General features: G+C 39.8%; 15 protein-coding genes and 1 pseudogene. 6 read left to right on the top strand and 10 right to left on the bottom strand.

Annotation, left to right across the window (positions count from 1 at the left end; translation table 11 throughout):
• Positions 1-640: 640 nt before the first annotated feature.
• A pseudogene (locus tag ACU1JV_RS15615) lies at positions 641-895 on the top strand (hypothetical protein); the annotation flags it as partial.
• A gap of 177 nt (positions 896-1072) precedes the next feature.
• Here the strand turns inward: ACU1JV_RS15615 and ACU1JV_RS15610 are convergent.
• The 3 genes from ACU1JV_RS15610 to ACU1JV_RS15600 all read right to left on the bottom strand — a co-directional run bounded on the left by ACU1JV_RS15610 (position 1073) and on the right by ACU1JV_RS15600 (position 3338).
• Complete coding sequence (locus ACU1JV_RS15610; protein WP_043885989.1) at positions 1073-1495, bottom strand: hypothetical protein; 423 nt, start codon at positions 1493-1495, stop codon at positions 1073-1075.
• Between the two features lie 87 nt (positions 1496-1582).
• Positions 1583-1771: a hypothetical protein gene (locus tag ACU1JV_RS15605; RefSeq protein ID WP_058829656.1), complete on the bottom strand. Its 189-nt coding sequence runs from the start codon at positions 1769-1771 to the stop codon at positions 1583-1585.
• A 151-nt stretch (positions 1772-1922) separates the two neighbouring features.
• A complete protein-coding gene (locus ACU1JV_RS15600; RefSeq protein ID WP_413986248.1) occupies positions 1923-3338 on the bottom strand; it encodes a transcriptional regulator in 1416 nt (471 codons plus the stop codon).
• A gap of 283 nt (positions 3339-3621) precedes the next feature.
• Between ACU1JV_RS15600 and ACU1JV_RS15595 the strand changes: the two genes are divergently transcribed.
• Positions 3622-4437, top strand: a complete 816-nt coding sequence (locus ACU1JV_RS15595) for a hypothetical protein (RefSeq protein ID WP_231124646.1) — start codon at positions 3622-3624, stop codon at positions 4435-4437.
• A 106-nt stretch (positions 4438-4543) separates the two neighbouring features.
• Positions 4544-5623 carry a hypothetical protein gene (locus ACU1JV_RS15590; protein ID WP_058829658.1) on the top strand — a complete coding sequence of 360 codons (1080 nt, stop codon included), beginning with the start codon at positions 4544-4546 and terminating at the stop codon, positions 5621-5623.
• A 104-nt stretch (positions 5624-5727) separates the two neighbouring features.
• Here the strand turns inward: ACU1JV_RS15590 and ACU1JV_RS15585 are convergent, their stop codons facing one another.
• The 5 genes from ACU1JV_RS15585 to ACU1JV_RS15565 all read right to left on the bottom strand — a co-directional run bounded on the left by ACU1JV_RS15585 (position 5728) and on the right by ACU1JV_RS15565 (position 7410).
• Complete coding sequence (locus ACU1JV_RS15585; RefSeq protein ID WP_058829659.1) at positions 5728-6282, bottom strand: phage holin, LLH family; 555 nt, start codon at positions 6280-6282, stop codon at positions 5728-5730.
• 36 nt (positions 6283-6318) lie between these two features.
• Positions 6319-6525, bottom strand: a complete 207-nt coding sequence (locus ACU1JV_RS15580; RefSeq protein ID WP_058829660.1) for a stalk domain-containing protein — start codon at positions 6523-6525, stop codon at positions 6319-6321.
• Positions 6452-6643, bottom strand: a complete 192-nt coding sequence (locus tag ACU1JV_RS15575) for a GH25 family lysozyme (protein WP_231124654.1) — start codon at positions 6641-6643, stop codon at positions 6452-6454. The genes ACU1JV_RS15580 and ACU1JV_RS15575 overlap by 74 nt, the downstream gene beginning before the upstream one ends.
• Positions 6644-6710: 67 nt before the next feature.
• Positions 6711-7214 carry a phage holin family protein gene (locus ACU1JV_RS15570; protein ID WP_058829661.1) on the bottom strand — a complete coding sequence of 168 codons (504 nt, stop codon included), beginning with the start codon at positions 7212-7214 and terminating at the stop codon, positions 6711-6713.
• The gene (locus tag ACU1JV_RS15565; RefSeq protein WP_013371526.1) at positions 7189-7410 is read right to left on the bottom strand and encodes a hypothetical protein; all 222 of its coding nucleotides are present in this window, start codon (positions 7408-7410) and stop codon (positions 7189-7191) included. Before ACU1JV_RS15565 ends, ACU1JV_RS15570 begins: the two co-directional genes overlap by 26 nt.
• 451 nt (positions 7411-7861) lie before the next feature.
• On the opposite strand from ACU1JV_RS15565, the gene ACU1JV_RS15560 reads away from it, so the two are divergent.
• Both ACU1JV_RS15560 and ACU1JV_RS15555 read left to right on the top strand, forming a co-directional pair.
• Positions 7862-8500: a hypothetical protein gene (locus ACU1JV_RS15560; protein WP_165080749.1), complete on the top strand. Its 639-nt coding sequence runs from the start codon at positions 7862-7864 to the stop codon at positions 8498-8500.
• Between the two features lie 186 nt (positions 8501-8686).
• Complete coding sequence (locus ACU1JV_RS15555) at positions 8687-9142, top strand: AraC family transcriptional regulator (RefSeq protein WP_081317847.1); 456 nt, start codon at positions 8687-8689, stop codon at positions 9140-9142.
• Here the strand turns inward: ACU1JV_RS15555 and ACU1JV_RS15550 are convergent.
• Both ACU1JV_RS15550 and ACU1JV_RS15545 read right to left on the bottom strand, forming a co-directional pair.
• A complete protein-coding gene (locus ACU1JV_RS15550; protein ID WP_058829663.1) occupies positions 9056-9610 on the bottom strand; it encodes a hypothetical protein in 555 nt (184 codons plus the stop codon). The two genes, ACU1JV_RS15555 and ACU1JV_RS15550, sit on opposite strands and share 87 nt — an antisense overlap.
• Positions 9582-9986 (bottom strand): hypothetical protein, encoded by a 405-nt coding sequence (locus ACU1JV_RS15545; RefSeq protein ID WP_165080753.1) that lies wholly within the window; start codon positions 9984-9986, stop codon positions 9582-9584. The genes ACU1JV_RS15550 and ACU1JV_RS15545 overlap by 29 nt, the downstream gene beginning before the upstream one ends.
• Before the next feature lie 466 nt (positions 9987-10452).
• Here ACU1JV_RS15545 and abc-f point away from each other — a divergent pair, with 466 nt between their 5' ends.
• Positions 10453-11940, top strand: a complete 1488-nt coding sequence (gene abc-f / locus ACU1JV_RS15540; protein WP_165080755.1) for a ribosomal protection-like ABC-F family protein — start codon at positions 10453-10455, stop codon at positions 11938-11940.
• The last annotated feature ends 428 nt before the right edge of the window (positions 11941-12368 follow it).

Genomic DNA, 12368 nt, shown 5'->3' with positions numbered 1-12368 from the left:
ACGACACCTCCATAGTATTTAAACTTTCTCTATACTAATTGAAGAGTCATGTCGGAGTATCGCATAGCTTGTCGCAAAACAAAAAAAGGCCCTTCAGTTATGGTTAACTTGAGAGAGTATGAATTAAAATCTATTATCAAACTTTATTTTGAATATATATACATAAATGTTTATACATCCCTCTTTATTATTTGTATGCTTACTAAGCAAATAAAACAAAAGGAGATTTATTCATGAAAAGAAAGCTTAATCTAATTTCGTGCTTCGCCTTACTTATTACCATTTTTATTCCATGGTTACAGATAATAATGAAGAAACAAGTTACTCAATGCCTGCTGGTAAAATGATTGTAATTGATTTAGGAGAAATCAAAAATATCGATTCTTTTAAACTTAAAAGCGATGCCAAAGTATCTAGGTTACAACAAAATGTTAGATTCGTCTCTTTTATGGGGTTATCAAAAGAAACAATTAACATCAGGGAAATCGACTTTTTTAACAGTAAAGACATAGTAACAGCACCCGAACCTTCTCCAACGCCAGATCCTAAACCGACAACTGAACCAACACCGACGCCAAATCCAACACCAATTCCTGAGCCTAATCCGTCTGAACCTACGGAGCCAACTGAACCAACCGAACCATCACAACCAACTGGTGACCACGCTATTTTGACTGTAACAATGGATAATGGATTTGATAAGGAATTCGACCTGAGTAAAAAAGAACTGACTGCTTTCATTGCTTGGTATGATGCTAAAGATGCAGGTAGAGGCCCTTCATTCTTTGCGATCGATAAACATAATAACAACAAAGGCCCATTCAGCAACCGTAAAAACTACGTAATCTTCAACAAAGTCCTTACGTTTGAAATAAGTAAGTATTCAACTAAATAAACAACAAAGGACTCCATACTGGTTACATACCACCAGAGTCCTTTTTCACATCTACTCTAAATTCAAATTGATCAACGAAAAAAGCTCTCCCGACCAATTAAGGGGATTAATTCACTTGCTGACTTGAACAAACACATAGTTAACCTTCCTAGAAGACAAGTTGTATTCCTAGGGAATTTAGAGGTTTCCAGGCTGTGAATCAGCTACTCCCCATGTTTCTCCGTCAACTTTATAATCGCTGCCTCTCCACTGAAGTATGTAGTCTCCAGAACGCAAACCGTCGCTAAAACCTTGGTCAGTAGATTTCCAAGTCACTGTATCATGAGGAGCGATTACTAATGCTTCAATATATAGTTTGTTTGAACCGCTGTGAGTTAAACTTACTCTTACTGGATGATCAGAGTGATTCTTCATACAAAGTTTAACATGACCCCATCCTTTAGGGACACTAAAGGCTTCTTTTACAGTTGCGCTTCCGCCCGATCTTTGAGAAATTATGTTGTTTCCACTAGTTTTACTGGGTGAAGCTGAAGCTGCACCTATCGTAGTGGCTATAGATAAAGATAAAATCAAGAACAGAAATATTCTTTTCTTCATCATTTTCCCCTCCTATTTTTGATATGGTCTACCTTTAAGGGACACCGTCTACAATCTGGTAGGTTCTTTCACTTCTACTCTAAATTCAAACTACTTGCGAAAGAAGTAAGATCCGTTAATCTTGATCGACTCCGGTGTGTATTTTTCGACCGGTCCGCCGTAGTCCACGATATCTATCAAATCCTCACCCAACGGCTGAACAACATATACTCTTACCTGATTTAAGGCAGCTGCAAACAACTCTATATCCGACTTTAACACTTTATATATATGGTTCATGCTGATCACTTCAAATAGTTATTCTGCCGTATGTATGGTAATTCCTGCACTAAAGAAAGCTCTGCCAACCTGAGGTTAGCAGAGCCTTTTTTAGAATCCACCAATCTGTACAAGAATTTGAATACCAGGTACGACCAAAAAAAACAAAAAACTACTCGAAATGATTGACAGTGTTATTTTCTTTAACATTACTCAACCACACCTTTTCAATTAGATTGGAAAACTCCGTTTGAATTGCAGGAGCCGCATGGTCCTGGAAACGCATAAATAGGCCTATACAGTTTATAAAGTATGTTTCATTATTTATTATATGTGACTTTACCATTGCATTCATCAAAAATTTAAAGCCATCAGTGTACTTTCCTCGATGTAAATAATAATGAGCCATCTCGAAACCAAACCATGCGAAATAGTCTGGTATTACTTGTTGAGTGTACATATCAGCAACAGTCGGTAATTTAGCAAAGGAATGAATGTCCATTTCAAAACGCGAGAGGACATCATCCACATTTATTTGATATCTATTAGCCGCTATCATAATGTTCAGCAGCTTTGAGAGCTTCTCATTCTCGTTAGCGTTTGATGTTGCTGCAATATATTCAACATAGTCTGGCAGTACGCCAACATCTCCAGACAGAAGCTTATTTACATATATATTACCTTCTGCCCACTGACTGAACAAATTTACCCAGTGTTTTGTATCCTCGTCATCCTCTTTAACCCATTCTAAATCCGCATAGGCGTATGTATATTGTAGAGCTTGCTGGTAATCGCCCCGGGCTTCACAAACACTAGCACATAACAGGTCAGCATAGGCAATGTATCCAAATAGTGGACCTCTTGTTCTCTTTTCAATATCTCGTAACTCACGTTTTTCTTGGTGTTTTAAACTATACTGGATTTCCGCTTTAGCTCTCATTTGCCTTGCCATTTCGTCTACCTTGTCCCATTTACGCAAAGACCTGTACACGTTTGCCAAATCCTTTAATGCGTCAAGTTGGTCTATTTCATCTAGGCGTTCGACAAAAGCTTCAAACACCGCTGCCGCCCTGATGTTACGACTTTGATCGTCTCCAACTTGAATCGTAAATATACGATATTGGCAGACTGCCAAACGTTCAGAATGTTGATATCTCTCCGCTTCAGCTACCCCCTCATAGAGCAGCAATGCAGCCTCATGTCGTCCCTGCGACAATAATTCTTCCGCTATTTCAAATAGCTTGGGTGAATACAGCAGATTGTCCATGATGGCTCCCACCACTCGACGGATTGCATCCAACTTGTCCAACTCCGCACAGCGAAACAAAAAGGGCTCGATTCGCCTCATATTCGGAGGATGGTCGATGATGTAGTTTTCTATAAATAGATCATAAAAGTGACCCTCTGGTAAATCCATAGCCTCAGTGATTAAGTCAAGCTGGTTAACAGACATAGACTTATTCCCCGTCACAATAGCACTTATTATTCCCCTATTCATGCCTGCAAGTTGTCCAAATTGCGCTAAGCTCAAACCCTCTTGTTGTAGGTATCTGTCTAATTCTGCTCGAATCGTAGGTGTATGCTTCATGTCATATCCACCTTTCATACAGAAATTCCAAAACTTTTATATTATTGCATTCTATTGTTGTCCATAATTTAACAGTTGTCAATAACCTTCATTTCTTTTGCATTTTATTAAAGAACTTCGGCATAATCGGTGGCATAAAATGACGTAAAGAACACTCTCCGCAGCCTATACCCATCTTAAAAAATATTAAATATATTCATAAATGCCATAAAAAGGTTGACAATATTAGTAGATTCCTTTACGCTGGTTTTGTATTTACAAATTTTTCAAGGAGGTACTTTGTATGAAAGTAAAATTTCTCCTACAAGCTTTTCTAGCTGCATCGTTACTCATCTCTTGGGGAGTCGTCAGTCCAGCAATCTCCCATGCTGAGAAAGGAGAAAAAATCCCTGACCAAATGTTAGCGGGTACCATTATCCAATATGATGAGAACAATAACATGGTTGTATTGGAAAAAGGAACTCCGGTACCTGAACCGCAAAAATCTCTAGCTGCTATTGCCCCACTTACTGCTGAACAACAGGTTGAGCTGGAAAAAGAAAAACAACGGGATAAAGAGATCGTAGAAGAAACCAAGTCACTGCCGGTATATCATATTGATAACCCTGACCCTCAGCCTGGTTTAAAAGTAATTTATGATGGCGAAGGTTACATCAAGGATATTATCTTGCCTGATCAAAAAGAAAATGCGATTACTACTAATAATGTTTCACTTCAAGCATTACCACGCGGTACACGCAAATCACCTGGGACTTATACATATGGAGCACATGATAATGAAATTAAAATTAGCGGAACATCTAGTGGCTATGTTCGAGGCACAGGGAGAGGAACAAACTTCACAGACACGTATGGGGAAAATTCCAATATACTCGGCAAAGGTGACTGTGCAACAAAAGGAGCAATTGATAATCCCAAGTTTGGGACAGAAATTCGGGTAAGGAATACCGATAATAATATCGCAGCTAATTTTTATAAAGCTGATAATGGGAGTCTTCCAGATGCAGTCATTGATATTTGGAAAACGGGTGTAGAGAAGGTAGGTTTAAGTTGGGCTTCTTACGTCTCATTTTCAGCAAGATATTCCTATGATTTTTAATATCTTTATACCAAAAAAAAGGATAGGATCTCGCGTCCTATCCTTTTCCCTTTTCGTTATCATATTCAGTTTGATTCATCACTTATCTCAGAAAGGATGCTTCGTTTTGAGAACAAGCAGCTACAAATTCTTTAGACTCCTTATACTTTCCTTGCTCGTTCCAACTCTGTTATCTTCCTGCTCTCCATCTTCTACTCCAGCAGCAGAATCAATTCCATCGAAACAAATCCAATCAGACGAAAAGTCAGCTCCAGTCGAACAAGGTCAATATCTATCCATGACTTATACAGAGTATGTGAATGGGAAGAACACAGATCAAGGCATGGTTATGCGAGTTATGACATACGACTTAAACAGTAAAAAATTGACCAAACTGGCCGATGTTCCTTATACCTCTCAATACCCGCTTTCTGTAGTGTCCTTGCCTGATCACAAAATTTATTACTCTGCCGATGTTGGTGATAAGGGAGACCAATTATTTTCGTACGACTTGAATACAAAAAAAACCGAACAGCTTACCGATAATTTGTTTGCCATCAATGATATCGTACCAACTACTCCGGATGGCCCCCTCGTTCTGGTTGCGGTCAAAAAAGGAGAGCGGACACTTAAAACTATTTTCTACAATAAATCAACGCGTACCATGAAATTTATGCATGATGAAAACCAAGATAAAATCACTTGGTCTATAGCCTATAATTCAGCAAAAAATACAATTTACAATTCACAGTATTCGGAGAGGGAGCGAGATAAACAAAGTGACATTTCAGACCGAACACAGACCATTATGGTCCCCCCGGACAACAAGGTTATAGAAATCAATAGCGTCACCAAGCAAGAGCGTTCTATAATCACACTGAAAAAAGAAAAGATATCTTCAATGTCCAGCAGTAATGATAAACTGCTCCTCGTAACTAGTCGGTTAACTAATTTCGGCACTACTGAGTATAGTCTGGTTGATATTACAACAGGTAAACGCACCAAAATAGAGTTGCCTATTTTATCCCGCCAATTTGTCTATATGTCCTCAGACGGCAAGGGAGTTTATTATTTAGGTAGCACCTCCCTGAAAAATCAGGACGAAGGACGTGGCGTGTACTATTATGACTTCACTTCGAAAACCCAAACCCCGATCTTCATACAGAAAGAGGGTTTTATCAATAACTTCATGCTGCTGAACAAGTAATTGTTCTGATTAGCGATATGCCAAAAATCCGGAAAGAAGCAAGCTTACGCTATCTTTCCGGATTTCTTTATCTGCTTAGTGTTTACTTTGTAACTATAGCCGTATTAGTCTTGCTCCGTAGCAGGCACTTGTACTGATTCTGTTGGTTCTTGAATAGACTCAGTTGCTGTCTGAACCTGACCGGATGATACCTCTGCTGTAGCCTGTGCCAAGAAATCATTAAGCTTTGCAGCAAGCCCCGATACAGCTTCCTTAGCTGCGGCCTGTGCCGCATCCTCGTTTGGCTGCGCTTCAGTAGCCAGTACCGCTTTTGTTTTGGCCTTATACTCCAGATATGCCTTCTCAATCGCGGATTTTAGCTCTACTTTGGATACTACGATACCTTGGCTGGAAAGAGTAAGTGAAGCATACTGCAAAGCCTCCTGAAGCTTACGTTCTCCTCCAGCTTCTTTAAATGCTGTTTGAGCAAAGGCAAAGCCTTCTCCTGCTATCTTATGAATAACTTCCCTTTGTGCTGCCGTTGTACGCGCTTCTAGCCACACGTTAACCTTAGTCTTGAGTTTGTTCAGACCTCCTAAAACAAACGCTGTAAGCACACCCGCAGTGGCTGTGACAATGGTATTTACATAAGGCTGTACAGTTTCGATAATTGTTTGCATGATTACTTTTCCCCTTTCGTTTTAAACGATGCGATTTTATTTTTTGAATCCCAAGACACTACCGCCCCCATAAGCATCAGCAATTGGTCTGAGCTGCACATACGCTATACCCTCTACAAGTTGGACAGTTTGCAGCTTGGCTCCGTTTAAATGCGCTTCCTTACGGGCGTTATCCCAGTGATAGGATAAGCCCAAGGCATTTGCCAAAGACTGCAGCGGTACATAGGTTCTGGAGCCATGCACCTAAAAAATGATAGGCGCCCAACAACAAGCCTGCTGCCCTGGCCCCTTTTACATTTGCAATGAATGTCGGATCAACATAACGTTGTCCCTGACTTGCTTTAACAAAGGCAAATGAAATACCATCTGCCTTGATTGCCTTCCAATCAATCTTTCCTTAATAACGGGATACGTCAATTCCTTGAGCATTACGGCTGTTTCGTTGTTGCATCCTCTTTCTCTCCTTCCTGATTACCACTTTTACTTTTCAAAACTTCGACTGCCTGTCGGATCACTGGTGGGATAGATGCGCCGAGTCTACCGCCATTCTCCAGAATCGAAAGCAGCTCATTTGCCATATAAAAATAGGCGACCGCATCCCGGAATAGGTGCGAATCGCCTAAGACTCCATCAATCAGATGGGATACTGCTACCATTGCAAAAATAAATACCTTTCGAGCGATACCGATAAGACCAATCTTGCTTTTTAAACCGGGCCCGGTTCCCTTCTTACCTTCTACGCCAGCGGTAAATAATCCAGTCACATAATCAATAATGACCAGAGCAAGTAACACCCCCAATACTCCCGACCACCCACCGTAAAAATACGTCACAGCGCTGCTTCCTAAAGCAGTACTGAACTTAAAAACCTCCCACTTATCCACCTTGCTTCCCCCGTCTCTCCGTTCAGGAAACTTTTCCTGAGCTATCATCGTCTACTTTCTGTTCCTTTTCTTCCTGGGCCTGTATCTCTGCTAATGCATTTCCTACTGCTATATCCAACCCCTCAAGTATTTCTTTACGTTTATGTGGCTGTGAAGCAATTACAGCAGAAATGATCTCAGTTAAATCCTCAACAGGTCTGGTTAGATCCAGTTGTATGTCCAATGTGGATTTTATCTTTGCCATGGGTTTCGTCACCCCCTCAAGACGCAAAATAAGCCCCTGATTTATCAGAGGCTTTCATACTTATATCTTAAATTGGTTTTATTACTATAACGGTGCGGATTTTAAACAGAAATATTGCTCAGCAAAAATAAGGTTGTAGAGTGACTATACATCTTTAAGCTAACAGGAAGTAAAGTTCCAATTATGGTAATATGGAGGATGACCAAATCTTCTGTTTGAGTTAGGAGCGAGTTACCTATGGATCTACTCATAATTATTTTAGTGATCGGTTTTATAACCATAGTAAGTTATCTCAGAGCAATTCATATTTCTCTTCAACGAATTATAGAATATAAAGGTAAAGAAAATGACTAGCTATTTTCAAATATGCCCAGTTTCAATATTTTGTAATATATTGGCGTATAGCTACATTATAACTATTCGACTGTCTTAACTTAGGAGGTTCTAAAGAATGCCTTATCCAATGGTCCATTTTGCTATAGCTTTAGAACTTTGCTCGCGTACTCTATCTTCTAGTTTCTTAATTGGGAGTATTGCTCCAGATGCTGTCCATGTAAGGGGAGATGTGACAAGAAGCGAAAAGGGTATTACACATTTTGTTTGTGAAGATAGATTCCCTAGTAGTGAGGTACTTAAGGAAAGATGCCAGTATTATTTAAACCTTAATGTTGAGACTAACTGGACAGATTACATACTAGGGTATTTTGCCCATATCTATGCGGACATAAGATGGACGGAAACAGTCTATTCGAATTTTGAACGTGAGTATCAAGGAGAAAAAGATGAAATAAGAAAAATCTATAATATGGAAGCAAACCAAGTAGAATTTAATTTAATCAAAAGAGAAGAATGGGCAGAAGATGTTCTCAACAAGCTCTGTGTAGGAAATGCCTATAGTATTGAACCATTGTTAACACAAATTGAAGTAAATCAGTACCGAGATATAAAACTACAATGGCTACGTAATAAGGACAATGAACCCCAGATAACCCCAATTTATTTAAAGGTAGATGTGGTTAAGAGTTTTGTTACAAAGACATCGCATGAGCTTAACGACTTATATAAAGAATGGGGAATCGAGTCTCTATAAGTAAGACTTGTTTAGCTATCGGGACACAGCAGTTTAATATCACACATCGTTGAGCAGGCACATAAGTCTGCTCTTTGGGTATTAGACACTAATTTGATTATTTTTAAAGTGGAGTTGTTTATCATTTTAAAGCATTATAAGATGGTTTCAGACATCGATGTACTTTAAAAAGAAAGAGAAGAAAATATGAAGGCTGAAATTGAAAAAATACCTTCTTGTAGAATTGCATACATGAGACAGATTGGTCCGTATGGAATTGCAAATTCACAACTAATGGAGAAATTTAAATACTGGGTTGAATCGAATAAATTATTTAATAATAAGTCTATTATCCTCGGCATTGCCCAAGATAATCCTGCATTTGTGAAGCCGGAAAATTGTCGCTACGATGCATGTTTGGTTATTCCTGATGGTTACTGTGTTAATACTGATGAAGTAAGTCTAAGCAATATTAGTGGAGGAAGATACGCTGTTTTTAAGATAAATCATACAGCAGAAGCTGTTCAAAAGGCTTGGGGCGAAATATTTCTAGAGTTGAAAAACCAAAAGTTCAGATTAGATGAAACCAAACCTATCTTGGAGCGCTATACAATTGAACTTATTAATAATCATCGTTGCGAAATTTGCGTTCCGATTCAATAAACGTGTTAAGATACCTATTATTAAAGGTAGTCTAATACTAATCCCTCTCATAAAAGTAAAAGCCCTCTGTTTAAGAGGGCTTTTTGTCACGGTGACGCTTTTTTCAATGCGCTCAATAAGTTTTTGATCGTCCCCTGCCGCACCTATTCTTCTATCGATGTCAGTCAATGACTTTTCAGATTTTGTAATATCATTATTAAGTATTTCGATCAATTCCTCCACAGTCCCAAAGTGCTTTACAATTAGTTCCTTGGACCAATTGGTATATGGGTTATTCTTCAAAGCCATTGCTTGTGACTGCTCTTCAACAACCATATATGAAGAAGGGGTTCCTGTTGTAATTTCAATAGTTTTCCCCTTCACCGCTGGGTTCGTCCCCAAAGATTCTGAAATCGGGCGCAAAGGTACATAAGCTGTACCATCGACGGCAATAGCGTTTTCAAACAATGTTCTTCCATTTACGCTCATATTGTATTCCCCTAAAACCCTCTTTATTTCTTGATGATGGATCAAATGTAGCGTTCACAATTACATCATCGTACATATCACCTCTTAATGAAGCAACATCGTTTCTCAACTCTCTGATTGTTTCCCCGAGATTTTCAATAAAATCTTCAATTCCGAGCTTAAGCCCACTTACAGTAGCTTCAGTAAAATTAACCTCATTTTGAAAATAAACCATATCATCCGTAGAATTAATATATCCCCCACCCATATTATCTACATGAAATGAATTCAAGTCCCCAAAAATACGCCTACCCTCTTTTGCTGTACAGAATAAGGCACCTGTAATAATATCGCCCTCTATCTCATTACCAATTAACTTACTGGCTCTAATAATCATCTTGGGCCCGTATCGCTGCTAATGCATTTCCTATCCTATATCCAAACCTTTAAGTATTTCTTTCCGGCGTGCTGGTTGCGAAGCAATGATATGCAGAAGATAGTTGAATAACAGTAATCAATCTAAGGAGCATGTCGACCTACGCGAGGCTTCATCCTAAATGAAACTAACGCAGGTTGTAGTTAAATTACTATTGTGATAAACTGGATGTAATTTAATGATGGGAGTTGAACGGATACATGTAGAACTTTCTTGCTTCGAGATCACGAAAAGAACGGACTCAGCAATTGGCTAGGGTCGTTTTATTTCGTCTCTGCAAGAAAGGTCTGCGTTTCGTTTGCGCTCCCTCTCCGGACAGTCATATGGCCCCCTTGTAATGGGGTCTTATTTCCTCGTATGGATTAGAGCCGCAAGAAAGCACCTTTCTTGCGGCTCTTTTTTATTTCCAAACGAAAGGATGATTGCCATGCCCGCCATTCAGGTAACCAATCTTACTTTTGCCTATCCAGGCAGCTATGACCCTATATTCGAAAATGTTCATTTTCAAATTGATACAGACTGGAAGTTGGGCTTTACAGGACGAAACGGTCGGGGTAAAACGACGTTCTTAAACCTGCTGCAGGGGAAGTACGAATACAGCGGTACGATATCCACACCAGTCGCCTTTGATTATTTTCCGTTTCCCGTCGAACATCCGGAGTATTTGACTTTAGATGTCGTCGAAGAGATCGTGCCAAGCTATGAGAACTGGAAGCTGATGCGTGAACTGAACCTCCTTAAGGTTTCAGAAGACGTGTTGTACCGACCATTCGAATCGCTGTCCCAAGGAGAACAGACGAAGGTACTGCTGGCTGTGCTATTCATCCAAGACAATCGATTTCTGCTCATCGACGAGCCGACCAATCATCTCGATTTGCACGCACGCAAGCTTGTCGCCGATTATCTGAAAACGAAGCGTGGTTTTATTCTTGTTTCACACGACCGTGCTTTTCTCGACCGCTGCGTGGATCATATTCTGTCGATCAACAAAACGAATATTGAAATCCAAAAAGGCAACTTCTCCAGCTGGTGGACGAACAAAACTCGCCAGGATACATTCGAAATGGCACAAAACGAAAAGCTGTACAAAGACATACAGCGTTTATCAGCTTCCGCTAAACGTACTAGTAGCTGGTCTTTCGAGACCGAAAAATCGAAAAACGGCACACGAAATTCCGGTTCCAAACTTGACAAGGGGTACGTCGGACATAAGGCAGCCAAAATGATGAAACGCTCAAAATCCATCGAACAGCGGCAACACACTGCTTTAGAGGAAAAATCGAAACTGCTCCGAAATATCGAACAGTCAGAAAGCCTTGCGATCTCTCAGCTCGTGTATCCCAAATCGGAATTGGCGATACTGGATCATGTTACGATTTACTACGGGGAAAGAGCAGTATGCAAGAACGTTAGTCTGACGATTGAACCAGGAGATCGGATTGCAATCTCAGGTCCAAATGGTTCAGGTAAGTCTAGCTTGCTTCACCTGCTCAACGCTGAGGAGCTATACTATACAGGTACGTTTCAACGGGATCCGCAGCTTCGCGTTTCCTATGTATCCCAGAATACTTCTCATTTGCAAGGTACGCTTTCCGATTATGCAGCAGAGCACAGAATTGACGAAAGCTTATTTAAAGCCGTGTTGCGTAAGCTAGATTTCGCCCGCATCCAGTTTGAGAAGGATATATCGGCGTTTAGCGGCGGGCAGAAGAAGAAAGTTCTGATCGCGAGAAGCCTATGTGAGGAGGCTCATCTGCATATTTGGGACGAACCGCTCAACTTTGTCGACGTGATTTCCCGGATGCAAATTGAGGATCTGCTGCTTGAATACACGCCCACCATTGTATTCGTAGAGCATGATCGGGAATTTCATGACCGGGTCGCCACGAAAACGATTGAACTCGGTGGGGATTAGAATTTTACAAATTGAATTGGATTAAGACATGATTTCAACGATAGAAAGCTTTGTTCAACAACTTTTATGAAAAGGAAAAAGATTGAACTAAAGGCACACGATAGTTCAATCGAACATCGGCAGTCTAGGATTTTATTTTTTCGTCCATGGCTGCCGATGTTTTTATTGAAGACAGTTTAATAGTTATCTCACTAAGACTAAGAAGCTTATATTATTTTACAGTGGGTTTTGCTTCTTCTACTCTACTCTCACTGTCCATTTTGGGAAATTCCGCTTCAAATGCTATTGCAAAACGGACAATTGGATCAATAAAATTTGATCAAAAAAGTATAAGCCAACTTGTTTTAGCTGTTTGTGACTTTTACCAGCAACCGAGATTACAATGTCGCCAAAGTAATATAAGTTTGGTAATCCCCCAATTGAAAGAA

This window comes from Paenibacillus sp. T2-29 (assembly GCF_052921365.1).
This window is presented reverse-complemented; position numbering and strand designations above follow the sequence as displayed.

What these genes read in the sequence shown, in the direction of transcription:
- ACU1JV_RS15610 (WP_043885989.1), bottom strand. Translation starts at nt 1,495, where the DNA reads ATGATGAAGAAAAGAATATTTCTGTTCTTGATTTTATCTTTATCTATA.
- ACU1JV_RS15605 (WP_058829656.1), bottom strand. Translation starts at nt 1,771, where the DNA reads ATGAACCATATATATAAAGTGTTAAAGTCGGATATAGAGTTGTTTGCA.
- ACU1JV_RS15600 (WP_413986248.1), bottom strand. Translation starts at nt 3,338, where the DNA reads ATGAAGCATACACCTACGATTCGAGCAGAATTAGACAGATACCTACAA.
- ACU1JV_RS15595 (WP_231124646.1), top strand. Translation starts at nt 3,622, where the DNA reads ATGAAAGTAAAATTTCTCCTACAAGCTTTTCTAGCTGCATCGTTACTC.
- ACU1JV_RS15585 (WP_058829659.1), bottom strand. Translation starts at nt 6,282, where the DNA reads ATGCAAACAATTATCGAAACTGTACAGCCTTATGTAAATACCATTGTC.
- ACU1JV_RS15570 (WP_058829661.1), bottom strand. Translation starts at nt 7,214, where the DNA reads ATGATAGCTCAGGAAAAGTTTCCTGAACGGAGAGACGGGGGAAGCAAG.
- ACU1JV_RS15565 (WP_013371526.1), bottom strand. Translation starts at nt 7,410, where the DNA reads ATGGCAAAGATAAAATCCACATTGGACATACAACTGGATCTAACCAGA.
- ACU1JV_RS15560 (WP_165080749.1), top strand. Translation starts at nt 7,862, where the DNA reads ATGCCTTATCCAATGGTCCATTTTGCTATAGCTTTAGAACTTTGCTCG.
- ACU1JV_RS15555 (WP_081317847.1), top strand. Translation starts at nt 8,687, where the DNA reads ATGAAGGCTGAAATTGAAAAAATACCTTCTTGTAGAATTGCATACATG.
- ACU1JV_RS15550 (WP_058829663.1), bottom strand. Translation starts at nt 9,610, where the DNA reads ATGAGCGTAAATGGAAGAACATTGTTTGAAAACGCTATTGCCGTCGAT.
- ACU1JV_RS15545 (WP_165080753.1), bottom strand. Translation starts at nt 9,986, where the DNA reads ATGATTATTAGAGCCAGTAAGTTAATTGGTAATGAGATAGAGGGCGAT.
- abc-f (WP_165080755.1), top strand. Translation starts at nt 10,453, where the DNA reads ATGCCCGCCATTCAGGTAACCAATCTTACTTTTGCCTATCCAGGCAGC.